Raw genomic sequence first — 21,262 nt, 5'->3', positions numbered from 1 at the left:
GACGTAAGTTCTGAGAGCGCTATGGTACGCCGTGCGGAGCTGAAATCGTGGGTGAATTCCGGCGTGGGAAAATGTTCTACCCTTTCAGGGATGATCAACTGTTCTGAGTGAGGTGGACATGGCAAACGAGCAAACGCGTCCGAATCAGGATGAGCCAACAGAGGAAGAGATCGAGCGGCAAAAGAGGCAGGAAAAAACCTGGAAGCACGACGACAGTCGCGAGCTGTCTGACCGCGATCAGGAGCGTCCGCTCAAGCCTTGAATTGCACCTGCAAAGAGCCCCGCATCAGCGGGGCTCTTTGCATTTCAGAGGTCTTCCAGCTGCGTGAAGTCCGGGTAAGTTGCTCGGTACCCCAACGTCCTGTCGATCCAAGCATTGAGCTCATTGACCATCACCGGCGGGTGGCCGGGATAACCCTCGAGGGCGTTGCGCAGGGTGCGTTCGATGTCGGGCACGCTGTGCAAGTTTCGGGTCTTGATGTAATGGCCGATAAAACAGTCGAGTTCCAGGCGTTCTGTCTTGGACAGATGGACACACTTCAGGCCGCTGACCTGTTTGATTGCAAAATCGTCGCTCACTTATTTCTCTGCAAGGCTTGAAAGTTGTTGATGGATTCCTGATTTCTTTGACTCTTTGGTCAATTGGTATACCAATCGGAAAGGCGGCGCGCATGCTATCCGCAGCGCGCGAAAATGTATGTATGACTGTCGAAATGTCAGACAGGCGGTTAGCCAGATCGAAGGGCGTTCAAGAGTTGTTGTTTCGCGGTTGAAACACTTTTTGTAACGCGAGGGATTCTGCAGTGGGCTCGTTTGAACAACGCTGGGATGGTGGAATGATCTAGTCGACGCGTTCTATCAAATGCGCACCTTGATTACGCGTATTACCGACCGCTTTGCCGACTTTGTGCCATTCGAAGGCATCACTGGGCTCGCCTTCAAAAAGCAGCATCTGCTCGGCGCGCTCGTGTGACGTAGCCGGATCAAGCCATTCACGAGCATGTTGCGCATCGAAGACCACGGGACGGCGATCATGAATATCGAGCAGGCCGCCCAGGCTGTCGGCGGTGATGATGACGAATCCGTCGTCCTCCCTTGGTAGAACTCCCGGTGCAGGAAATTGGCCGATGCCAGCACAGAAAACCGGGGCGTGATCCGCCCGACGAATCAACCAGGGCTGTCGGGATTTTTCCCCGCTATCAACCCACTCAAACCAGTTGTCGACGGGCACGATCAGCCGCTGCCGCCAGATCGCCCTGAAAAACGCGCCGTGGCCGACTTTTTCCCCCCGAGCGTTGATGGGCGCGGCACGATTCTTCGCCCAGTGCGGGCGCCAGCCCCAGCGCAGATCGTTGGCATGAACGGACTGTTCGTGTTGATGCAGAACCGCCAGCGCAGTGGTGGGCGCTGCGTTGTAGCGATTCAGCGGCGCGTCACCAACGTGATTGATCAACGCGTCGGGCATGTTCAGCACCGCGACGAAATCATGAATCCCGCAGTACTGGGTGAGTCTTGCGCACATGGCTGAAATCTCCTCAAGGAGTTTTCAGTCTAGTCGCGCCCGAACATCGCCTTTATCAATGTGAAAATAACGAGCTTACGTTATGCGAAATTAGAATTTAAAAATAAAAATCAAGAGCGTTAAGGTCTATGCAAACCACTTCTGCAGGACTCGCCATGAAGCTTTCTCGTGTGCTCCGCCGCGTGCTGAGCGCTGCCTTGTTGACCTCCCCACTTGCCTACGCTGCGGAGCCAGTGGTCCTGCATGTGGGCGATCAAAACTACTACAACATCCGCGCTTCGATTGAGGCATCAGGTGTGTTGAAGGACGCGCCTTACACGGTTGACTGGAAACATTTCCAGGCTGCCGCACCGCTCGCCGAGGCGTTGCAGGCCGGCTCGCTGGATCTGGGGTTTCTCGGCGATTCAGGCTTCCTGTTCCTTGCTGCCAGGCAGGCACCCGTGAAACTGATCGGCGTATCGCGGCAGAACCCCGACACCATTGCCTTGCTGGTGCCCAAGGATTCGCCAGTGAAAACCATCGCCGACCTCAAGGGCAAAAAAGTCGCTTACTGGCCCGGAGCCTGGAGTCAGCAATTGACCCTGCGTGCGCTGGAGCAGGGCGGTCTGCCGGAAAACTACGTTGATTTCGTCAAGCTGATGCCGATCGACGCGGCCGCCGCTCTGCCGCAGGGTAGCATCGACGCCTTTCCAGTGTGGGAGCCGTATATCTCGCAACAGATCGTGTTCTCCGGCGCTCGACCGATTCTGACCGCGAAAAACCTGATGCCGGGGTTGAGCGCCATCGCTGCGTCGACGCCTTCCATCGACAGCAAGCGTGCGGCGATTGCCGATTTTCTCGCACGATTGAAACAGGCGCGCGCCTGGGTGGATAACCACACCGACGAGTACGCCGACCTCTGGGCGAAGAAGGCCAATCTCGATCAACAAGTCTCGCGGCACTGGTTGCGCCAGGCGCACATGACCGTCGGGCCGGTGGATCAGCAGGCGGCAGCGGATTTGCAGAGCACGGCGGACTTCCTGTTCAAAGTCAAGGCACTACCGGCCCCGCTGGCCACGGCGGGCATTATCGACACTTCATTTCAAAACGCCTTGACGCGCTGAAAACCAGCACTGGAACCAAACCCTGTGTACCTTATCCAACCTGCGCTCGCCGATAGCGGCGCGGGGAGGGACAAGGGCGAAGGAGTTTTGCCATTCGACAACACGACGGCTGCGGCCGGACTCAGGGCAAAACATGACATCCGGATGCAAATTTTTTTGTGCTGCGCTCATCGCGTTGGGTCTGGCTGGCTGCATCGCCGCGCCGATCGAGATGACCGCGCAAACCGAAACACGCCTGCAATCCCGACCGCCCGTACGTTTTCTCCTGACGTTTGATGATGGCCCCAGCGCTTCGGGATTGTGGAACCCGACGGCCACGGTGCTCGACAGCCTTAAAAGCAATCCAGCGCAGGCAAACATCAAAGCAGTGTTTTTCGTGCAGACCCGAGCGCCGAGGGCAGGTAACAGCGAGATCGGCCGCAGCCTGATGCGTCGTGAACACGCCGAGGGGCATATTCTCGCTTTTCACACCGCAACGCATTGGCACACCAACCATCGCTTGCTTGACCCACAAGAACTGGAGCAGTCGCTGACCGATGGCAGCGCTGATATCGCCGCTATCGCCGGGGCTCCGCCCAAGCTGTTGCGCCCGCCATTCTGGAACTACGACAAACGGACATTTGCGGCTTATCAGAAACATGGCTTGCACGTCCTGCTCACCGACCTGAGTGCCAACGACGGCAAGATCTGGGGTTTTAACGCCAGCCCGCGGCGCCGCGCAAACATGTTGCGGCAGTTATCCGAAGTACGGGAACGCATCGCTGTTGGCCAACTGCCGACCGTGGATGGTGTGATTCCGGTGGTGGTGACGTTCCATGATCTCAATCGCTACACGGCACGACACACGCGAGAGTATCTGCAGATTCTGCTCGATAGCGCCGCGGCGACCGGTGTCAAGCTGGCGGACAAGCCGTTCTACGACGATCAGGCTGCGCTGGAACAAGCAGCGCTGGCGCGTACGGTCCAGCAAAGCGCTGAACCCGTGACTCTGCCCGGCATGTGGAACTGGATTTGGGATCAGGACGCGCACTGAGTGGAGCGCGCAATTTGTGACCGGCTTGGCATTTGCGGGCCGGGCAAATAACACGTCGTGCAACTATGCTCGATGGGTCAATTCTCCGCCTGCGAGGCGTCCGTCCATGCTTGCCATTGCCGATATTTGCCGCATCGTCGAGTCAGGCTTTCCCACGTACAAGTGTGATTGCACACCGAACGGACAGGGTCTGTTGCGAATCAAGGTGTATGAGCCGGGCAGCGGGCGTGTCGAACTCTTGCTTGATGGCGTTTCTCCCGAGCACTTGGTCACGATTCGGGATGTTTCCAATTTCATCGCCGAGTTGCGCACTGAAATGAGCGCTGGACGCCGGGCCTTCGCCGGCTGACCTCTATAAACGCCGTTGAAAGGCCTGCACGATGCGCCGTGTCGCGTCATTGGTTTCGAGATTGTGCACGGCATCGAGCGGGTACCAGATGCAGTCGACAATTTCGTTCTGCGGGCGTACATCATCGAGGTTGGCCACCGAAGCCTCATAAACATGATGCTGCGTACTGCCCGCCTGCAGATCCATCAGGTACAGCACTTCCTCGGCATTCAGCCCGGTTTCCTCCTGCAACTCGCGCACGGCTGCGGCCGCGCGAGTTTCCCCGGGCTCAACCTTGCCGCCGGGCAGTGACCAGTGATGGCGGGGTTTGCGCACCAGGAGGATATGGCGGTCCTGTTCGCAAATGACGGTAGCGCGTACTTTCATGAATACCTTGTAGATGCGTGTCATAAAACTGTAATTGAACTGCAATATTCGAGCCGCAGGCGGATTTAAAGGTTCCTCTTGAAGTGGGAGCTATTTGCAGCGCAAAAAGTGCCAGTCAATTGACAGGGTCAGGTGGCAATCGGGTTTACACCGGAGCGGGGACCGGGTGTAAGGTGAGTACGTACCCCAGACACCGTTGGCAAAAAGGAGGTGCTCATGAGCATTCCAATGCTGAACAAGCTGCACATGAACGGGTATGACGTGCTCAGCGTGAACAACGGCCCATGGCGGGTTTGCACGCAGGGCGACCGATTGGCGTCATTCACCAGCAGGGAGGAGGCGATGGCCTACGCCGCGGCGCTTCCCGGTTACAAAAAGCGTTCCCGGCAGGTGCAAACCCACGATGGTAGTTGACGCGTTGTAACGAAAAAGCCCCGGTTTCGACCGGGGCTTCTTGTTTAAGGCGTGTCAGTGAACCTTGATTCGGCTGATCGTCCGGGCTTTTACCTCCCTGGCATAAATCTGCAATCTTTCCTCGTCGCTTTGCAGAATTTCGCAAGACCGCAATACAGTCTGGGCGTCTGCCTCGTTGCCGGATTTGCGCAGTTGTTCAGCGATGCGCTTGAGATCGACTGCCGACCATCTCAGATCGGATGCCACGCTTTGCAAATCCCGTTGAAGTTCGTGTTCGTATTCATTGAGCCGCATGATCACCTCCAGAACATTCTCGGTAGAAAAGAGTAGCCGCATTTTTCCAGATGCAGCCAGGTCATCTGACGCTCGGCTGAATGGATGTAAATAATTGTCCAGTCGCCCGTAACGGCGGGGTGCCACGATGGATGTGCGGGCAGTTAAACGGTACATTCACGTTTTTTCTGAACAGGTAAACAGCATGCGCGTATGGATCAGCACCTTGACCCTGGCCTTGTTGGCGGGTTGCTCATTACCCGCATCGTTGGTGCCGGGCGAGCCAAACCTGAGCAAGACCAGTGAAAAGCCTCCCCGTGAATATGCCGCTTGTTTGTTACCGTTGTGGCAGAAGGACGTCGCCAGGACCTCGCAGATGTCGATTTCCAATGGCTACCGGATTACCGCGCCAAGCATCATCACCGCCGATGAGATTCTCGATATCGTCAAGTACAAGGACGGCAGCAAAGTGTCCCTTTACCAGGGGCCGCCATGGGCCAAGTCCGGGTCGCTGCGCCAATCGGTGCGTGACTGCCTGTAGGCAGCTGCTTGATTCGCAAAAAGGCAGGCACCGAAGCCCGGTGTCTGCCTTTTTTCATGGGATGGAGGCTCCGGCTGACCGCCGCAATGGTCTGTGACAGTTGCCTGCGCGGCGCTGCAAAATCCTCGACTAGGCTTTGAATGTCGGCCGGTGATGGGCCGGCATGACGAAAAGGAGCCTCGGATCATGGATGATCTGGTCAAGGAAATCATTCCGCTGTTGCAGTACCTCATTCCCGGGTTTCTATCGGCCTGGGTCTTCTATTCACTTACGGCGTTCAAGCGACCTGGGTCTTCTATTCACTTACGGCGTTCAAGCGACCGGATACGTTTGGTCAGATCGTGCAGGCGCTGATGTTTACGTTTGTGATTCAGGGCGCGGTGTTGGCGGTGGGCAACTTTGTCTGTGGATTGGCTCGAAGGGATTTTCTGCAGGCACCTGGGATGCCCGGGCACAAAGGCTTTGGGCTTTATGGCCATCCGAGTCCGGCTGCGGGCAGTTCGTGATGCAGAATCCACGTTGGGTCAATGACGACGGCCAGTCTGCGCCTTTTGGCGCCGAACTTTTGCTGATAGATTCCGCGCAAGTCAAGTGGGTTGAGTTCAGCCCGGTATCAGAGGGTTCATCATGACACCCGCCAGAGCGCCGCAGCTAATGCCAAAACAATACGAACGTCTTTTCAAAGGGCCGGACGGCAAACCGCTAGAGGAGCCGCTGATCAAAGCACCGAGCGCTCCGCCGCCGCTCAAATATGGACTGCCACGATAACTCTCAGCCCCAACCCAGCGCCACCGCCCGGCGAATCGCCTCCAGCAACATCGCGAATGCCGGGTTGTCATTGTTCTCCCGCCAGATCAGATGCAGTTCGCTCTGCACTCCTTCGCCCAGATCGATTTCGCGAAACACTACATTCCTGAACACCACGCTGGTTGCGCAGCGCGGCACCAGCGCCAGGCCCATGCCAGCGTTGACCAACGCCAGAATCGTCAGCGATGAGCCCAGCCACTGCACGTAATCCGGTGCCACCCGCGCTGAACGCAGGGTGCCGGTCAACAGTTCGTTGAACGGTGGATAGGCTTCGTGGGAGTACATCAGGAACGGCTGTTTATCCAGATCACCCACTGACACGTCAGCCGTGTTTGCCAATCGATGCCCGCTCGGCACCGCCAGCACGAACGGTTCCCGCACCAAACATTCGGTGGCATAACCCGGTTCCTGCAATGGCGCCCGGGCAATGCCCAAGTCGATACGGCGGGCGCGCAAGGCCTCGTGCTGCTGATAGGTGTTCATTTCTGCCAGATCGATTTTCACTTGCGGCTGTTTCAGTCGCGCTTCGGCGATCACCTTGGGCAGAAACTCATACACCGCGCTGCCGACGAACGCGATATTCACCGAGCCGATGTCACCCTCGGCAAACCGGCGGGCGGTGATTGCCGCTTGCTGGGCACGCTCCAGCAGGTTCTGCGCTTCGACAAAAAAAGCCCGGCCCGCCGCCGTCAGCGCAACGCTGCGGGTGCTGCGGGTGAACAGCTCTACACCGAGGTGATGCTCCAGCAGCTGAATCTGCCGACTCAGCGGCGGCTGGGTCATGTTCAGCCGTTCGGCGGCGCGGCGAAAGTTGAGTTCGGTGGCGACCGTGGTGAAGCAGCGCAGCTGGGTGAGCTCGAACATTGATTTAATCCGGGTATCAATCGAATGCCAGTTTAGATTAGACGGGATCAATGCGCGACATCCATGATCAGCCCATCGCTTCAAGTCATCCCTAAAAAAACAAGATCGGGAGTCGCCCCTTGAAAACCGTTCAAAGTCCGCCTGACATCACGGTACTCGCCCGCGCCGCCGCCAAGGTCAAACGCCACGTGCTGCCGCTGTTCGTGGTGATGTTCATCGTCAATTACATCGATCGGGTCAACATCGGCTTCGTGCGCAGCCATCTGGAGACCGATCTGGGTATCGGCGCAGCGGCTTACGGACTTGGCGCCGGGCTGTTCTTCATCGGTTACGCTTTGTTCGAGGTGCCGTCGAACATGCTGTTGCAGCGCTACGGCGCGCGGGTCTGGCTGACCCGGATCATGTTCACCTGGGGCGCTGCGGCCATGGCGATGGCGTTTGTTCAAGGTGAAACCAGCTTCTACGTGCTGCGCTTTATTCTCGGCGCGGCCGAGGCCGGGTTCTTCCCGGGAATTATTTATTACTTCACCCAGTGGCTGCCAGCGTCCGAGCGCGGCAAAACCATGGCGGTGTTTCTCAGCGGTTCGGCGATTGCCTCGGTCATTTCCGGCCCGGTGTCCGGTGCGCTGTTGCATGTCAGCGGGTTGGGCATGCACGGTTGGCAGTGGATGTTTCTGATCGAAGGCGCAGCGTCGGTGGTGTTGTGCGCATTCGTCTGGTTCTGGCTGCAATCGCACCCGCGTCAAGCCAAATGGCTGAGCGAGGAGGAGCGTGAAGCGCTTGTTGCGGCGATCGCCGAAGAACAGCGCGCCCGAGAAGCAGTGCAGGTCGCCAGGCCGTCGATGTTCAAGCTGCTGGCCGACCGGCAGATCGCGTTGTTCTGCTTCATCTATTTCTCTATCGCGCTGACCATTTACGGTGCAACGTTCTGGCTGCCGAGCATGATCAAAAAGATGGGCAACCTCGGCGACTTCCAGGTCGGGCTGCTCAACTCCATTCCGTGGATCATCTCGATTATCGCCATGTACGGTTTCGCAGCGATGGCCGGTAAATGGAAATTCCAGCAGGCCTGGGTCGCGCTGACGCTGGTGATCGCAGCCTTCGGCATGTTCATGTCGACCACTGGCGGGCCGGTGTTTGCCTTCGTTGCCATCTGCTTCGCGGCCATCGGCTTCAAAGCGGCGTCGGCGCTTTTCTGGCCGATTCCACAGAGCTATCTGGATGCGCGCATCGCTGCGGCGGTGATCGCGCTGATCAATTCCATCGGCAACCTTGGCGGCTTCGTCGCGCCGACGGCGTTCGGCATTCTCGAACAAACCACAGGCTCCATCGAGGGCGGCCTGTATGGCCTGGCGGCGACATCGCTGATCGCCGCTGTGGTGATCTTCTTCGCCCGCACGGCGCCTGGCGCCAAAGGCCAAACCCCGGCGAAGCCAAGTGCCGAAGCCGCCGTTGTGGCGCCGGCTCGTCCGGCTGCGAGCCACTGAATCGATTGTTGATCTGTCAGGAGCGTTATCTTGAAAATCACCCGTGTCAGCGTCACCCCGATCGCCTTCCGCGATCCGCCACTGCTCAATGCCAGTGGCATCCATGAGCCCTTTGCCCTGCGCTCGATCATCGAGATTGAAAGTGACAATGGCTACATCGGCCTCGGCGAGAGCTACGGCGATGCCCCGGCGCTGGCGATCCAGCAGCAATTGAAGAGCCAGTTGATCGGCCTTGATCCGTTCAACCTCAATCAACTGCGCGCGATCGTGCAGGCCACCGTGGCAGCGAATAAACCCGCCAGCGTCGCTGGCGCCGAACTGGCTCCCGGTTCCCACGCCAGCAAAGCGGTGAGCAACGCCTACTCGGCGTTCGAAGTGGCGTTTCTCGATTTGCAGGCGCATTACCTCAATGTGCCGCTGGTGGATCTGCTCGGCGGTGCAATCCGCGATGAAGTGCCGTTCAGCGCTTACCTGTTTTTCAAATACGCCGAACATATCGACTCGCCCTACAAACCCGACAACTGGGGCGAGGCGCTGAGCGAGCAGCAGATCGTGGCGCAGGCCGCGCGGATGATTGAGGCGTACGGATTCAAGAGCATCAAGCTCAAGGCCGGCACCTTGCCGCCGGAGCATGAAGTGGCATGTATCAAAGCGCTGAAAAAAGCCTTTCCGGGTTTTCCGCTGCGCATCGACCCGAACGGCAACTGGTCGCTGGAGACGGCAATTCGCATGGCCGAATTGCTCGGCGATGATCTGCAGTACTACGAAGACCCGACGCCCGACCTTGATGGCATGGCCGAACTGCACAAGCGCACGGGTTTGCCACTGGCGACCAACATGGTGGTGACCGATTTCGACGAGTTCCGCCGCAGCGTTGCGCAGAACAGCGTGCAGATCGTCCTCGCCGACCACCATTATTGGGGTGGCCTGCGTGATACGCAGGCACTGGCGAAAATGTGCGACGTGTTCGGCCTCGGTGTGTCGATGCATTCCAACTCGCACCTGGGCATCAGCCTGATGGCCATGGCCCACGTCGCGGCGGCGGTGCCGAATCTGGATTACGCCTGCGACACCCATTACCCGTGGCAGGAGCCGGACGAGGAGGTGATCAAGGGCGGCAAGCTGCCGATTGTCGATGGCTGCGTGAAGATCACTCGCGCGCCCGGGCTGGGGTTGGAACTGGACCCCGAACAACTGGCCAAGCTGCATGATCAGTACCTGACGTGCGGGATTCGCCAGAGGGATGATGTGCGGCAGATGCAGCGTTACAAGGCGGATTGGCGGGCGGTCAAGCCGAGGTTTTGATCGCGTCGGGACGGGCCCCATCGCGGGCTTGCCCGCGAAAAGGCCCACGAATCAAAGCGTCTCCAGCAGCCAATCCCTGAACGCCTTCAGCGAAGGCAAATTCTCATTGCGCGGCGGATACACCAGGTAATAACTGCGCCGGCTGGTAATCGGTTCGCCCAATTGCAGCAATTCGCCCTTGAACAATTCTTCCTCGACCAGAATGCGCGGTACCAGGCCCACGCCTATATTGGCGCGTACCGCTTGAATCAAGTGCGAGGTCATTTCGAAGCTCGGCCCGATCCTCATGCGGCGATGCGGCAGCTGGTAGTGGCTGAACCATTCCGCCCACGCCTGGGCGTTACTGCTGACATTGAGCAGCAACTGCTCGCTGATGTGCCGCTCGGCCTCGTCGCGTTCAGTCGCCGACAGCTGCGCGCTGGCAATCGCCACCAGTTCTTCGGTGTGCAGGGGCAGGGCGGTCAGGCCCGGCCAATCACCGCCGCCGACACAGATGGCCGCGTCGATTTCGCTGATATCGAAATCGATGGTTTCGATCCGCGAATGCAGGTGCACGGTCATGCCCGGGTGCGCCGTATAGAAATCCTTCAGCCGTGGCAGCAGCCATTTCGAACCGAAGGTCGGCAGCGTTGCCAGGCGCAGGCTGTGAATGCCCGAACCAAACGCCATCGCCTGCAAAGTGGCGCTGCGAATCTGCCCGAGGGCTTCGGTGAGCTCACGTTGATACATGCGTCCAACATCGGTCAGCGCCACCTGCCGGCCTTCGCGGCTGAACAGGCGCATGCCGAGCATCTTCTCGAGAATCTGTACCTGACGGCTGACCGCACTCTGCGTCAACGACAGTTCATGGGCGGCGCGGGTGTAACTTTCGTGCCGAGCGGCGGCTTCGAAAGCGAGCAACAGCGACATGGACGGCGTGAGCGAGCGCGGATTCATTCGTAAAACTCATCGATAGCGGGTCGAATTTACGCTTGTTCCATGGTTCTTCAGCAAATAACATGGGCGCATTCAGATGGCGGAGCCTGACGCAATCATTCGTTGCGCACAACTGTTCACCGCCACGCCGCCCGATTTGACCGAGATAACCTGACCGATGATTGCCCAGCTATCGCCCGCCAAAGCCCTGACCGGCGATTACCGACAATTCCTTGCCGCCCTGAAAAACAGCGGCTTTCGCGGTGAAATCAGCGCCGATTACGCCAGCCGCGTGGTGCTCGCTACCGACAATTCGATCTATCAGCGGTTGCCGCAAGCGGCGGTGTTTCCGCTGGACGCCGAAGACGTCGCGCGGGTGGCGCGGCTGATTGCCGAACCGGCGTACGAGAAAGTGGTGATCACCCCGCGCGGCGGTGGCACCGGCACCAATGGCCAATCGCTGACGGACGGTATCGTCGTCGACCTCTCGCGGCACATGAACCGCATTCTGGAAATCAACGTTGAACAACGCTGGGTGCGCGTGCAGGCCGGGGTGGTCAAGGACCAGCTCAACGCCGCATTGAAATCCGCCGGGCTGTTCTTCGCCCCTGAGCTGTCGACCTCGAACCGCGCCACGGTCGGCGGCATGATCAATACCGACGCCAGCGGCCAGGGCAGTTGCACCTACGGCAAGACCCGCGACCACGTGCTGGAGCTGCAGATGATTCTGCGCGGCGGCGAGCGTTTGCACGGTCTGCCGCTGGAAGAAAACGAGCTTGAAGCACAGTGCGCTCGCGCCGATCGGGTCGGCGAGGTCTACCGTTGCGCTCGGCAGATCATTGATGAGCAGGGCGAGTTGATCAAGGCACGCTTCCCCGACCTCAACCGCTGCCTGACCGGTTATGACCTGGCGCACCTGCGTGAGGACGATCAGCGCTTCAATCTCAACAGCGTGCTCTGTGGCGCGGAAGGCTCGCTGGGTTTTGTCGTCGAAGCGCGATTGAACGTGCTGCCGATTCCCAAGCACACGATGCTGGTCAATATCCGCTACGCCGGGTTCATGGATGCGCTGCGCGATGCGCGGGCGTTGATGGCGCTCAAGCCGTTGTCGATTGAAACCGTCGATTCCAAGGTCTTGCTGCTGGCGATGCAGGACATCGTCTGGCACGGCGTTGCCGAATATTTTCCAGAAAGTGCCGAGCGCCCGACGCTGGGCATCAACCTGGTCGAGTTCTGTGGCGATGACCTGGAAGATTTGCAGCACCGCGTTGAAGCGTTCATCCAACACTTGCAAAACGACCGCACGGTGGAGCGTCTGGGCCATACGCTGGCGGTCGGTCAAGCAGCGGTAAACAAGGTCTACGGCATGCGCAAACGTGCGGTGGGCCTGCTTGGCAACGTCGCCGGCGAGGCCCGTCCGCAGCCTTTCGTCGAAGACACCGCCGTGCCGCCGCAGCACCTGGCTGAATACATCGCTGAGCTGCGCGACCTGCTCGACAGCCATGATTTGCAGTACGGCATGTTCGGCCATGTCGACGCCGGCGTACTGCACGTGCGGCCGATTCTCGACATGAAAGACCCGCTGCAAGCGGCGTTGGTGCGCCCGGTGTCCGATGGCGTCGCCGCACTGACCCAGCGCTACGGCGGCCTGCTTTGGGGTGAACACGGCAAGGGCCTGCGTTCGGAGTATGCGCCGGCATTCTTCGGCGAGTTGTACCCGGCGCTGCAAGCCTTGAAAGCGGCGTTCGACCCGTTCAACCAGTTCAACCCGGGTAAAATCGCCACGCCAGCGAACAGCGGTGCAGCGCTGCTGAAGATCGATGAAGTGACTCTGCGCGGTGAGCTTGATCGGCAAATCGACGAGAAAGTCTGGCAAAGCTACGGCGCGGCCATGCACTGCAATGGCAACGGCGCCTGCTACAACTTCGATCCTGATGACGCCATGTGCCCGTCGTGGAAAGCCACCCGCGAACGTGCGCAGTCGCCCAAGGGGCGTGCCTCGCTGATTCGCGAATGGCTGCGGTTGCAGGGCGAGGCGGGTGTCGACGTGCTGTCGGATGCGATCCGCAAACCGGCGTTTTTCCGCACGCTGTGGCAGCGCTGGCGCAACAGTCGCGATCCGTCGGCAGACTTTTCCCATGAAGTGTACGACGCCATGGCCGGTTGCCTGGCCTGCAAATCCTGCGCGGGGCAGTGCCCGGTGAAGGTTAACGTGCCGGAATTTCGCTCGCGCTTTCTCGAGCTGTATCACAGCCGCTACCTGCGTCCGGCACGGGATTATCTGATCGCCTCGCTGGAGTACACCATCCCGTACATGGCGCGGATTCCGGCGCTGTACAACGGTTTGATGGGCGCGGACCGGGTGCGCAGTGCCTTGGCGCGGGTCGGGGGCATGGTCGATGTGCCGTTGCTCAGCCGCTTCGATTTCCACGCTGCGCTGCGCCGTTGGCGGGTGCAGCCCGCGACCGTTGCGGCGCTGTCGGCGCTCACCCCGCAGCAACGCGAACGCAGCGTGGTGATCGTGCAGGACGCCTTCACCCGCTACTTCGAAGCGCCGCTGTTGGCGGATCTGGTCGAGCTGATTTCGCGTCTGGGTTATCAGGTCTATCTCGCACCGTTCAGCGCCAATGGCAAACCGCTGCATGTGCAGGGCTTTCTCTCGGCGTTCAATCGCGCGGCGTTGCGCAACGCTGGGCAATTGCAGGCGCTGGCGCAGTCCGGAGTGCCCTTGCTGGGGCTGGATCCGGCGATGACTCTGGTCTATCGCCAGGAATACCTGAAAGTGCCGGGCCTGAATGAATGTCCAGAAGTCGCGCTGGTGCAGGAATGGTTACTCAAGGTCATGCCGGAGCAGGCGCCTGAGGTTCAGCCCAAAGCGTTCCGTCTGCTCGCCCATTGCACGGAGAAAACCAACGCGCCGGCCGCGACCCGCCAGTGGGAACAGGTCTTCGAACGTGCTGGTCTGAAGCTCGCCACACAAGCCACCGGTTGCTGCGGCATGTCCGGCACTTACGGCCATGAAGCGCGCAACCGGCAGACTTCAGCGCTCATCTATGAGCAGTCGTGGGCGCGTCAGATCCAAGCAGTGGCGGAGCAGGGCGAGGCGTTGGCGACCGGCTATTCCTGCCGCAGCCAGGTCAAGCGCCAGTCGGCTCAGGCGCTGCGTCATCCGTTGCAGGTGTTGTTGGAGACGCTGCGTCGCTGATCGTGTCGCTGGTGTCCTTGTCCCAGATCAGACGCGGGTCGAAACTCATCGCAGCGAGCATGGTGAACACCACGACCAGGCCAAAGAACAGGATTCCCGGTCGTGGCTCGATATCGCCCAGCGCCTGGAATTTCACCAGCGCTGCGACCAGTGCGACCACCAGCACGTCGAGCATCGACCAATAGCCGATCAGCTCGACGAAGCGGTACAGCTTCGAACGCTCCTTGCGCGCCCAATCGCTGTTTCGCTGCACCGTGACCAGCAGCAAGGTCAGGGCGACGAATTTGACTCCCGGTACCGCGATGCTGGCGATGAAAATGATCAAGGCAATGTCCCACGCCCCGGCCTCCCAGAACTCCAGCACGCCGCTCATGATCGTGCTGTCGGCGCCGTTGCCGAGCATCACCGTGTTCATCACCGGGAGCAGATTGGCTGGAACATAAAAGGCCAGCGCGGCGAGCATGTACGCCCAGGTGCGCGTCAGCGAATTGGTCTTGCGCCGATGCAGCGGCGCGTCGCAGCGCGGGCATTCGTGTGGCTCGTCGGTCATGTCACAGGCCAGGCCACAGCTGTGACACAGGCACAGGTTGAGTTCGCTGGCAGTCGGTGGACGCTTCATAAAATGTCCCAGAGTTCGCGGATGTCGCGGCCGGCAATGCGGATCATCATCAGGCTCAGCACCGCCAGGGCGAACAGGCCGATCCCGGGCAGCACATCGAGCAGGCCGGCCAGTTTGAACACCGCAACCATCGCCCCCAGCAGACACACTTCAAGCATGCTCCACGGCCGCAGGGTTTCCAGCCAGCGCATGCACAGATTGAACCCCGGTGCCCTGCGCAGGCCGAGGGCAAAACTCAGCACCCAGATCAGCAACACCAGCTGAAAGGCCGGGGCAATGATGATTGCAATCGCCGCGACCATGGCGATGAAAGTAATCGGTCCCTGGCTCAGCGCGAGCACCGAATCCCACAGCGTCGCACTGTTTTTCATGCCTTTGAGGCTGATGCTCATCACCGGGTAGAAATTGGCGAACAGCCACAGCATCGCCGCCGTGAACGTCAGCGCCAGACGCTGCTCGATGGTCAGCCCGTTGAAGCGCTGCAGTACACCACCGCAACGCACGCACAGGGTTTTCTGATGCTTGGCGAGCACGACCTTTTCGTACACGCAGTCACAGTGCTCGCAGATGATCAGGTGTTCGGTGGTGACCATGGACAGCGCTCAAGGGCAAGGCGGACCTGTTCACTATAGAAGGCTGGAGCCGATGGGCAACCTCGATGCTGACGAGTTGCTCGCACAATGGAAATATGTTGCGCCCCAATAGACGCTGCGGTTCCCGGGTGGGAGCGGGCTTGCTCGCGAAGAGGGTATGTCAGGCGATGCAGCGGTGACTGACCGAATGCTTTCGCGAGCAAGCCCGCTCCCACAATGGAAATGTGTTGCGCCCCAATAAGCGCTGCGGATCCCGGATGGGAGCGGGCTTGCTCGCGAAGAGGGTATGTCAGGCGATGCAGCGGTGACTGACCGAATGCTTTCGCGAGCAAGCCCGCTCCCACAATGGAAATGTGTTGCGCCCCAATAGACGCTGCGGTTCCCGGGTGGGAGCGGGCTTGCTCGCGAAGCGGGTATGTCAGGCGATGCAGCGGTGACTGACCGAATGCTTTCGCGAGCAAGCCCGCTCCCACAATGGAAATATGTTGCGCCCCAATAGACGCTGCGGTTCCCGGGTGGGAGCGGGCTTGCTCGCGAAGAGGGTATGTCAGGCGATGCAGCGGTGACTGACGGGACGCTCTCGCGAGCAGGCCTTCAGCGTGTCTGGATTATTTACGATCCAGCCACACGGTCTGCGCGTTGCAGAATTCCCGTACGCCGAAGTGCGACAGCTCACGACCGAAGCCGCTCTTCTTCACGCCGCCAAAGGTCACACGCGGGTCGCTGGCGGAGTAGCCGTTGATGAATACACCGCCGGTTTCCAGTTCGCTGGTCAGTTGCTCGGCCAGCGCCACGTTGGCGGTGTAGATCGTGGCAGTCAGGCCGAAATCGCTGTCGTTCGCCAAGGCTACGGCGTGTGCGCAATCGCGGGCGGTGATGATCGAGGCGACCGGGCCGAACAGTTCTTGTTTGAACGAAGTCATGCGGTCGGTGACATCGGCCAGTACCGTCGGCTCATAGTAGTTGCCCGAACCCTCAACCTTGCTGCCGCCGAGCAGCAGCGTCGCGCCTTCTTCAAGGGTGTCACGCACTTGCTGATCCAATTCATCACGCAGATCGAACCGCGCCATCGGCCCGATGTAAGTATCAGCGTTGAGCGGATCGCCCATCTTCAACTGGCGTGTCGCTTCAACGAACTTGCGGGTAAATTCCTCGACCACGCCTTGTTCGATGATCAGACGTTTGGCAGCCGCGCAAACCTGGCCGGAATTCTGATAGCGACCGACCACCGCCGCGTGCACCGCCTCATCCAGATCAGCATCGTTGAGCACGATGAACGGATCGGAGCCGCCGAGTTCCAGCACGCACTTCTTCAACGCCGCACCGGCCTGAGCGCCGATGGCCATACCGGCGCGGACGCTGCCGGTCAGCGTCACAGCGGCGATGCGCGAATCGGCAATGGCGCTGGAAACGCCTTCCTGGGTGACGTTGATCACTTCAAACACGCCCTCGGGAAAACCGGCGCGAACAAACGCATCGCGCAACAGGTAAGCGCTGCCCATCACGTTCGGCGCGTGCTTGAGCACGTAGGTGTTGCCGGCGATCAGCGTCGGCACCGCGCCGCGCAGCACCTGCCAGATCGGGAAGTTCCACGGCATCACTGCCAGAATCGGTCCCAGCGGGCGGTACTCAATGCGCGCCTTGCCGCCTTCGACCTGAGTGGCCTCGGCGTCGAGCATGGCCGGGCCGTGTTCGGCGTACCACTCGCAGAGCTTGGCGCACTTCTCGATTTCGCCACGAGCCTGAGCGATCGGCTTGCCCATTTCCCGAGTGATCATCGTCGCCATGGCTTCGGCGGTTTCACGCAGCGCGCCGGCGAGGGCGGTCAGTAGGCGCGAACGGTCCTGCAGCGGCTTGCGCTTCCACTTGCCGAAGCCATAGGCGGCCCGGGTCAGTGCTGCATCAAGGGCAGCGGCGGATTCGAACGCGTAGTGACCGATCTGCTCGCCGGTGGCGGGGTTGATCGAGATGGCGTGGGTCTGGCTGGCAATCTGGCTCATGACTTTGTCCTGCAGGTTCGTCGGATGGGCCTAGAGTAGGGTGGCGTTTGTTTTCTTGAAACTGAATAATAAAGATCGTTTCCTTCACGATTGGAGAATGACTGTGGATCTGGTGCAACTGGAAATCTTCAAGGCTGTGGCCGAACACGGCAGCATCAGCGCTGCCGCCACGCAGATCCATCGCGTGCCGTCGAACCTGACAACGCGGATCAAACAGCTGGAGCAGGACCTCGGCGTCGATCTGTTTATCCGTGAGAAAAGTCGTCTGCGTCTGTCGCCGGCCGGGTGGAGCTTTCTCGAGTACACGCGGCGCATTCTCGATCTGGTGCAGGAAGCCCGAGCCACTGTGGCGGGTGAGGAGCCCCAGGGCGCGTTCCCGTTGGGCTCGTTGGAAAGTACCGCAGCTGTCCGCATTCCCGAACTGCTGGCGGCGTACAACCAGCAGCATCCGAAGGTCGACCTCGATCTTTCCACCGGGCCATCGGGGACGATGATCGACGGCGTGCTGTCCGGGCGTCTGGCTGCGGCATTTGTCGACGGCCCGGTGCTGCATCCGGCGCTGGAAGGCGTGCCGGCCTTCGAAGAGGAAATGGTCATCATCGCGCCGCTCAATCATTCACCGGTCGAGCGCGCGGCGGATGTGAACGGTGAAAATATCTACGCTTTCCGATCCAACTGTTCCTACCGTCATCATTTCGAAAAATGGTTTGGCAGCGACGCCGCCGTACCGGGCAAGATTTTCGAAATGGAGTCCTACCACGGCATGCTCGCCTGCGTCAGCGCCGGTGCCGGCTTGGCACTGATGCCGCGCAAAATGCTGCAGAGCATGCCCGGCAGCGCGACGGTCAGCGTCTGGCCGCTGACCGCGGACTTCCGCTATCTGACCACCTGGCTGGTGTGGCGCCGGGGTACGGTGTCGCGCAGTCTGAGCATGTTTGTGCGTTTGCTTGAGGAGCGTGGCGTGGTGCGCGAGCAAGCCTGATCAAGCGTGTCTTTATGGCGTGCCATTGCGCCCATACAAACGACAACCATCGCGCTGGTTCAAACGATCGTAGTAGGCCCGCACCGCAGCAAAATCCGCATGATCGAGCGGCGTTTCGAACCAGCGATTGACCGACAGCCCGATCGGGATATCCGCCAGGGAAAACTGCTCGCCACCGACGTAAGCGCCGGTTTTCTCCAGTTGGCGATCGAGGATTTCCATGTTCCGCGTCCAGTCCCGGCAACCGGCGGCCAATGCGTCGCGATTCTGATAATCCGGCGACTTGCGCACCAGCGCCATCAGCGGATACGACCACGAGCGATTCAGCTCCGAGGCCTGCCAATCGATCCACTGATCAACCCGCGCCCGGGCGATCGGCTCAGCGGGATACAAATGCGCGCCGCCGTAACGCGTCGCCAGATAACGAATGATCGTGTTGGATTCCCACAAAGTGAAATCGCCATCCTGAATGACCGGCACCATGGCGCAGGGGTTGAGCGCGAGAAACTCAGGCGTGTTTGGCGACTTGAAACCCGAACCCCAGTCTTCACGCTCGAACGGGATGTTCAGTTCGGCACAGGTCCACAGCACTTTGCGCACATTGATCGATGAGGCTTTGCCGAGTATTCGCAGCATGGGATCTCCTTGTCTCCAGATGTCGGACGCAGAAAAAATACCATAGCGCAAAACACAAGGCCCGCATCGCGCGGGCCTTGGTCATCAGCGTGTACTGCTCGATTTCACCGGGTGGAAATCAGCGCTTGAGGAACGCCAGCAGATCCTCATTCAGCGCCTGCGCATGGGTGACGGCAAACCCGTGCGGCGCGCCGGCGTAAACCTTCAACTCGGCGCCTTTGATTTGCGCGGCCGCCTTCTTGCCGGTGGTTTCGAAGGGCACGATCTGGTCGCCGTCGCCATGGATCACCAGGGTCGGCACGTCGATCTTGGCCATGTCCGGGCGGAAGTCGGTTTCCGAGAACGCGGTCACGCAATCGACGGTGCCCTTGAGCGATGCCATCAGCGCGATGTTCAGGGTTTGCGTGAGCACGCCGTCAGAGATTTTCTGGCCCTGATTGATGCCGTAGAACGGCGTGTTGAAGTCGGCGATGAACTGCGCACGATCCTTCAGCAGGCCAGCCTTGATGCCGTCGAATACCGATTTGTCGACGCCGTCGGCGAAGTCGGCTTTCTTGCCGAACAGCGGCGTGACCGCACCGAGCAATACCAGGCCGGCAACACGCTCGCTGCCGTGGCGGGCGATGTAGCGGCTGACGTCGCCGCCACCCATGGAAAAACCGACCAGGGTCACGTCGCGCAGGTCCAGATGGTTGATCAAACCTGCGATGTCATCGGCAAAGGTGTCGTAGTCGTAGCCGGTCCATGGTTGATCGGAGCGGCCGAAACCACGGCGGTCGAAGGCGATGGTGCGGTAGCCGCGACTGCTCAGGTATTCCATCTGGTATTCCCACATGTCGGCATCCAGCGGCCAGCCGTGGCTGAACAGCACGGGCTCGCCGCTGCCCCAGTCCTTGTAATAGATCTCGGTGCCGTCTTGGGTCTTGAAGGTGCTCATGCAAACTCCTTGTGATGTCTATGGGCTTGAATGGATGCCGAATGGCAACGGCTACTATCCGCGCAAAACGCGAAGGACACTTGTACGCAAGTGCTGGTTTGGCGCAAGAGAAGTGTCTTAGGTTGCTCGGTGAGTATTTCAGCTCGACATTACAGAATTGAAAAAGGGCGAACTCCCAGCGGAGTCGCCCTTTTTCAATGTCCAAGGATTGGCAGGTTTCTAGCGAAACGCCGGCACCACATGCTTGATAAACAACTCCAGCGATTTCTTCTTCTCTTCATGCGGCAAGCTGTTGTCGCACCAGAAACTGAACTCATCCACGCCCAGTTCCTGGTAGTACTTGATCCGCGGAATGATCTCTTCCGGCGTGCCGATCATCGCGGTCTTGTGCAGGCTCTCCAGCTCAAACTCCGGACGCCCGGCAAATTTCTCTTCCGGGCTCGGCGCGAGGAAGCCATTGACCGGCGTTTGCTTGTTGCCAAACCACGCATCGAACGTGCGGTAGAAACGTGAGATAGCTTTGGCGCCGACTTGCCAGCCGTCCGGGTCGTCGGCGGTGTGAACGTGGGTGTGGCGCAGCACCATCAATTGCGGGCGCGGTACGTCTGGGTTGTTGTCCAGTGCGGTCTGGAATTTGTTCTTCAGGTCGAGGACTTCTTCGTCGCCCTTCATCAATGGCGTGACCATCACGTTGCAGCCGTTGGCCACGGCGAAGTTGTGCGAATCCGGGTCGCGGGCAGCGATCCACATCGGCGGGTTGGGTTTCTGGATCGGTTTCGGCACGCTGGTGGAGGTGGGAAATTTCCAGATGTCGCCGTCGTGGGCGTAGTCGCCTTGCCACAGGGCGCGGACTACCGGGACCATTTCGCGCAGGGCCTGGCCGCCGCTGGAGGCGGGCATGCCGCCGGCCATGCGGTCGAATTCAACCTGATAGGCGCCGCGCGCGAGACCGACTTCCATGCGGCCGTTGCTGATCACGTCGAGCAGGGCGCATTCGCCGGCGACACGCAGCGGGTGCCAGAACGGCGCGATGATGGTGCCGGCGCCGAGGTGGATGGTCGTGGTTTTCGCTGCGAGGTAGGCCAGCAGCGGCATCGGGCTGGGGGAAATGGTGTATTCCATGGCGTGGTGTTCGCCGATCCACACGGTGCTGAAACCGCCAGCCTCGGCCATCAGGGTCAGTTCGGTCAGGTCTTCGAACAGTTGGCGGTGGCTGACGCTTTCGTCCCAGCGTTCCATGTGTACGAACAGGGAAAATTTCATGACGCTACCTCGAGTCTTTTGTAATTGGCCGGTCGTGTGCGGGCCTGT

The 21,262-nt window shown here is 59.9% G+C and carries 22 protein-coding genes; 10 read left to right on the top strand and 12 right to left on the bottom strand.

Annotated features, from left to right (window positions below):
* Nucleotides 1-118 precede the first annotated feature (118 nt).
* Entirely contained in the window at nt 119-262 is a 144-nt protein-coding gene (locus tag CXF97_RS28140) for a hypothetical protein (protein WP_178081126.1), read from the top strand.
* 44 nt (nt 263-306) lie between these two features.
* Here the strand turns inward: CXF97_RS28140 and CXF97_RS00490 are convergent, their stop codons facing one another.
* Both CXF97_RS00490 and CXF97_RS00485 read right to left on the bottom strand, forming a co-directional pair.
* The gene (locus tag CXF97_RS00490) at nt 307-579 is read right to left on the bottom strand and encodes a hypothetical protein (protein WP_101155156.1); all 273 of its coding nucleotides are present in this window, start codon (nt 577-579) and stop codon (nt 307-309) included.
* 262 nt (nt 580-841) lie between these two features.
* Complete coding sequence (locus tag CXF97_RS00485) at nt 842-1,522, bottom strand: SOS response-associated peptidase (protein ID WP_101155154.1); 681 nt, start codon at nt 1,520-1,522, stop codon at nt 842-844.
* A gap of 155 nt (nt 1,523-1,677) precedes the next feature.
* On the opposite strand from CXF97_RS00485, the gene CXF97_RS00480 reads away from it, so the two are divergent.
* From CXF97_RS00480 to CXF97_RS00470, 3 genes are all read left to right on the top strand, one after another.
* Nucleotides 1,678-2,625 carry an ABC transporter substrate-binding protein gene (locus tag CXF97_RS00480; protein ID WP_101155152.1) on the top strand — a complete coding sequence of 316 codons (948 nt, stop codon included), beginning with the start codon at nt 1,678-1,680 and terminating at the stop codon, nt 2,623-2,625.
* Nucleotides 2,626-2,758: 133 nt separating this feature from the next.
* Nucleotides 2,759-3,658 (top strand): polysaccharide deacetylase family protein, encoded by a 900-nt coding sequence (locus CXF97_RS00475; RefSeq protein WP_101155150.1) that lies wholly within the window; start codon nt 2,759-2,761, stop codon nt 3,656-3,658.
* Between the two features lie 106 nt (nt 3,659-3,764).
* On the top strand, nt 3,765-4,007 hold the full coding sequence (locus CXF97_RS00470) for a DUF1652 domain-containing protein (RefSeq protein ID WP_101155149.1): 243 nt from the start codon (nt 3,765-3,767) through the stop codon (nt 4,005-4,007).
* 3 nt (nt 4,008-4,010) lie between these two features.
* Here CXF97_RS00470 and CXF97_RS00465 read toward each other — a convergent pair whose 3' ends face one another.
* On the bottom strand, nt 4,011-4,373 hold the full coding sequence (locus CXF97_RS00465; protein WP_101155373.1) for an NUDIX hydrolase: 363 nt from the start codon (nt 4,371-4,373) through the stop codon (nt 4,011-4,013).
* Between the two features lie 216 nt (nt 4,374-4,589).
* Here CXF97_RS00465 and CXF97_RS00460 point away from each other — a divergent pair, with 216 nt between their 5' ends.
* Nucleotides 4,590-4,787, top strand: coding sequence for a DUF2188 domain-containing protein (locus CXF97_RS00460; RefSeq protein ID WP_101155147.1), 198 nt, complete (start codon nt 4,590-4,592; stop codon nt 4,785-4,787).
* Nucleotides 4,788-4,841: 54 nt separating this feature from the next.
* Here the strand turns inward: CXF97_RS00460 and CXF97_RS00455 are convergent, their stop codons facing one another.
* On the bottom strand, nt 4,842-5,081 hold the full coding sequence (locus CXF97_RS00455) for a hypothetical protein (RefSeq protein WP_101155145.1): 240 nt from the start codon (nt 5,079-5,081) through the stop codon (nt 4,842-4,844).
* Between the two features lie 184 nt (nt 5,082-5,265).
* Between CXF97_RS00455 and CXF97_RS00450 the strand changes: the two genes are divergently transcribed.
* Nucleotides 5,266-5,601 carry a hypothetical protein gene (locus CXF97_RS00450; RefSeq protein WP_101155143.1) on the top strand — a complete coding sequence of 112 codons (336 nt, stop codon included), beginning with the start codon at nt 5,266-5,268 and terminating at the stop codon, nt 5,599-5,601.
* A 771-nt stretch (nt 5,602-6,372) separates the two neighbouring features.
* On the opposite strand, the gene CXF97_RS00440 is transcribed toward CXF97_RS00450, so the two are convergent.
* Nucleotides 6,373-7,272 carry a LysR family transcriptional regulator gene (locus tag CXF97_RS00440; RefSeq protein WP_101155141.1) on the bottom strand — a complete coding sequence of 300 codons (900 nt, stop codon included), beginning with the start codon at nt 7,270-7,272 and terminating at the stop codon, nt 6,373-6,375.
* A 119-nt stretch (nt 7,273-7,391) separates the two neighbouring features.
* Here CXF97_RS00440 and CXF97_RS00435 point away from each other — a divergent pair, with 119 nt between their 5' ends.
* Complete coding sequence (locus tag CXF97_RS00435) at nt 7,392-8,759, top strand: MFS transporter (RefSeq protein ID WP_101155139.1); 1,368 nt, start codon at nt 7,392-7,394, stop codon at nt 8,757-8,759.
* A gap of 30 nt (nt 8,760-8,789) precedes the next feature.
* Entirely contained in the window at nt 8,790-10,064 is a 1,275-nt protein-coding gene (locus CXF97_RS00430) for a glucarate dehydratase family protein (protein WP_101155137.1), read from the top strand.
* A gap of 51 nt (nt 10,065-10,115) precedes the next feature.
* Here the strand turns inward: CXF97_RS00430 and CXF97_RS00425 are convergent, their stop codons facing one another.
* A complete protein-coding gene (locus CXF97_RS00425; RefSeq protein WP_101155135.1) occupies nt 10,116-11,000 on the bottom strand; it encodes a LysR substrate-binding domain-containing protein in 885 nt (294 codons plus the stop codon).
* Nucleotides 11,001-11,157: 157 nt separating this feature from the next.
* Here CXF97_RS00425 and CXF97_RS00420 point away from each other — a divergent pair, with 157 nt between their 5' ends.
* Nucleotides 11,158-14,184 (top strand): FAD-binding and (Fe-S)-binding domain-containing protein, encoded by a 3,027-nt coding sequence (locus tag CXF97_RS00420; RefSeq protein WP_101155133.1) that lies wholly within the window; start codon nt 11,158-11,160, stop codon nt 14,182-14,184.
* Here CXF97_RS00420 and CXF97_RS00415 read toward each other — a convergent pair.
* From CXF97_RS00415 to CXF97_RS00405, 3 genes are all read right to left on the bottom strand, one after another.
* The gene (locus CXF97_RS00415) at nt 14,117-14,803 is read right to left on the bottom strand and encodes a paraquat-inducible protein A (RefSeq protein ID WP_101155131.1); all 687 of its coding nucleotides are present in this window, start codon (nt 14,801-14,803) and stop codon (nt 14,117-14,119) included. The genes CXF97_RS00420 and CXF97_RS00415 overlap by 68 nt on opposite strands.
* Nucleotides 14,800-15,396, bottom strand: a complete 597-nt coding sequence (locus tag CXF97_RS00410; protein ID WP_101155129.1) for a paraquat-inducible protein A — start codon at nt 15,394-15,396, stop codon at nt 14,800-14,802. The genes CXF97_RS00415 and CXF97_RS00410 overlap by 4 nt, the downstream gene beginning before the upstream one ends.
* Nucleotides 15,397-16,004: 608 nt before the next feature.
* On the bottom strand, nt 16,005-17,396 hold the full coding sequence (locus CXF97_RS00405) for an aldehyde dehydrogenase family protein (protein WP_101155127.1): 1,392 nt from the start codon (nt 17,394-17,396) through the stop codon (nt 16,005-16,007).
* Between the two features lie 103 nt (nt 17,397-17,499).
* On the opposite strand from CXF97_RS00405, the gene CXF97_RS00400 reads away from it, so the two are divergent.
* The gene (locus tag CXF97_RS00400) at nt 17,500-18,378 is read left to right on the top strand and encodes a LysR family transcriptional regulator (RefSeq protein WP_101155371.1); all 879 of its coding nucleotides are present in this window, start codon (nt 17,500-17,502) and stop codon (nt 18,376-18,378) included.
* 12 nt (nt 18,379-18,390) lie between these two features.
* Here the strand turns inward: CXF97_RS00400 and CXF97_RS00395 are convergent, their stop codons facing one another.
* The 3 genes from CXF97_RS00395 to CXF97_RS00385 all read right to left on the bottom strand — a co-directional run bounded on the left by CXF97_RS00395 (nt 18,391) and on the right by CXF97_RS00385 (nt 21,214).
* Nucleotides 18,391-19,014, bottom strand: coding sequence for a glutathione S-transferase family protein (locus tag CXF97_RS00395; RefSeq protein WP_101155125.1), 624 nt, complete (start codon nt 19,012-19,014; stop codon nt 18,391-18,393).
* A 118-nt stretch (nt 19,015-19,132) separates the two neighbouring features.
* Nucleotides 19,133-19,951: an alpha/beta fold hydrolase gene (locus tag CXF97_RS00390; RefSeq protein WP_101155123.1), complete on the bottom strand. Its 819-nt coding sequence runs from the start codon at nt 19,949-19,951 to the stop codon at nt 19,133-19,135.
* A 219-nt stretch (nt 19,952-20,170) separates the two neighbouring features.
* A complete protein-coding gene (locus CXF97_RS00385) occupies nt 20,171-21,214 on the bottom strand; it encodes an LLM class flavin-dependent oxidoreductase (protein WP_101155121.1) in 1,044 nt (347 codons plus the stop codon).
* Nucleotides 21,215-21,262: the final 48 nt, after the last annotated feature.

The organism is Pseudomonas sp. Choline-02u-1 (assembly GCF_002836515.1).
Classification (GTDB): domain Bacteria; phylum Pseudomonadota; class Gammaproteobacteria; order Pseudomonadales; family Pseudomonadaceae; genus Aquipseudomonas.
Note: the sequence above shows the minus strand (reverse complement) of the source record. Positions and strands in the feature narration are given on the sequence as shown.

Excerpts from the sequence above, each read along its gene's own strand:
- CXF97_RS28140 (WP_178081126.1), top strand. The coding sequence starts at position 119 with ATGGCAAACGAGCAAACGCGTCCGAATCAGGATGAGCCAACAGAGGAA.
- CXF97_RS00485 (WP_101155154.1), bottom strand. The coding sequence starts at position 1,522 with ATGTGCGCAAGACTCACCCAGTACTGCGGGATTCATGATTTCGTCGCG.
- CXF97_RS00480 (WP_101155152.1), top strand. The coding sequence starts at position 1,678 with ATGAAGCTTTCTCGTGTGCTCCGCCGCGTGCTGAGCGCTGCCTTGTTG.
- CXF97_RS00475 (WP_101155150.1), top strand. The coding sequence starts at position 2,759 with ATGACATCCGGATGCAAATTTTTTTGTGCTGCGCTCATCGCGTTGGGT.
- CXF97_RS00470 (WP_101155149.1), top strand. The coding sequence starts at position 3,765 with ATGCTTGCCATTGCCGATATTTGCCGCATCGTCGAGTCAGGCTTTCCC.
- CXF97_RS00465 (WP_101155373.1), bottom strand. The coding sequence starts at position 4,373 with ATGAAAGTACGCGCTACCGTCATTTGCGAACAGGACCGCCATATCCTC.
- CXF97_RS00460 (WP_101155147.1), top strand. The coding sequence starts at position 4,590 with ATGAGCATTCCAATGCTGAACAAGCTGCACATGAACGGGTATGACGTG.
- CXF97_RS00455 (WP_101155145.1), bottom strand. The coding sequence starts at position 5,081 with ATGCGGCTCAATGAATACGAACACGAACTTCAACGGGATTTGCAAAGC.
- CXF97_RS00450 (WP_101155143.1), top strand. The coding sequence starts at position 5,266 with ATGCGCGTATGGATCAGCACCTTGACCCTGGCCTTGTTGGCGGGTTGC.
- CXF97_RS00440 (WP_101155141.1), bottom strand. The coding sequence starts at position 7,272 with ATGTTCGAGCTCACCCAGCTGCGCTGCTTCACCACGGTCGCCACCGAA.
- CXF97_RS00425 (WP_101155135.1), bottom strand. The coding sequence starts at position 11,000 with ATGAATCCGCGCTCGCTCACGCCGTCCATGTCGCTGTTGCTCGCTTTC.
- CXF97_RS00420 (WP_101155133.1), top strand. The coding sequence starts at position 11,158 with ATGATTGCCCAGCTATCGCCCGCCAAAGCCCTGACCGGCGATTACCGA.
- CXF97_RS00415 (WP_101155131.1), bottom strand. The coding sequence starts at position 14,803 with ATGAAGCGTCCACCGACTGCCAGCGAACTCAACCTGTGCCTGTGTCAC.
- CXF97_RS00410 (WP_101155129.1), bottom strand. The coding sequence starts at position 15,396 with ATGGTCACCACCGAACACCTGATCATCTGCGAGCACTGTGACTGCGTG.
- CXF97_RS00405 (WP_101155127.1), bottom strand. The coding sequence starts at position 17,396 with ATGAGCCAGATTGCCAGCCAGACCCACGCCATCTCGATCAACCCCGCC.
- CXF97_RS00395 (WP_101155125.1), bottom strand. The coding sequence starts at position 19,014 with ATGCTGCGAATACTCGGCAAAGCCTCATCGATCAATGTGCGCAAAGTG.
- CXF97_RS00390 (WP_101155123.1), bottom strand. The coding sequence starts at position 19,951 with ATGAGCACCTTCAAGACCCAAGACGGCACCGAGATCTATTACAAGGAC.
- CXF97_RS00385 (WP_101155121.1), bottom strand. The coding sequence starts at position 21,214 with ATGAAATTTTCCCTGTTCGTACACATGGAACGCTGGGACGAAAGCGTC.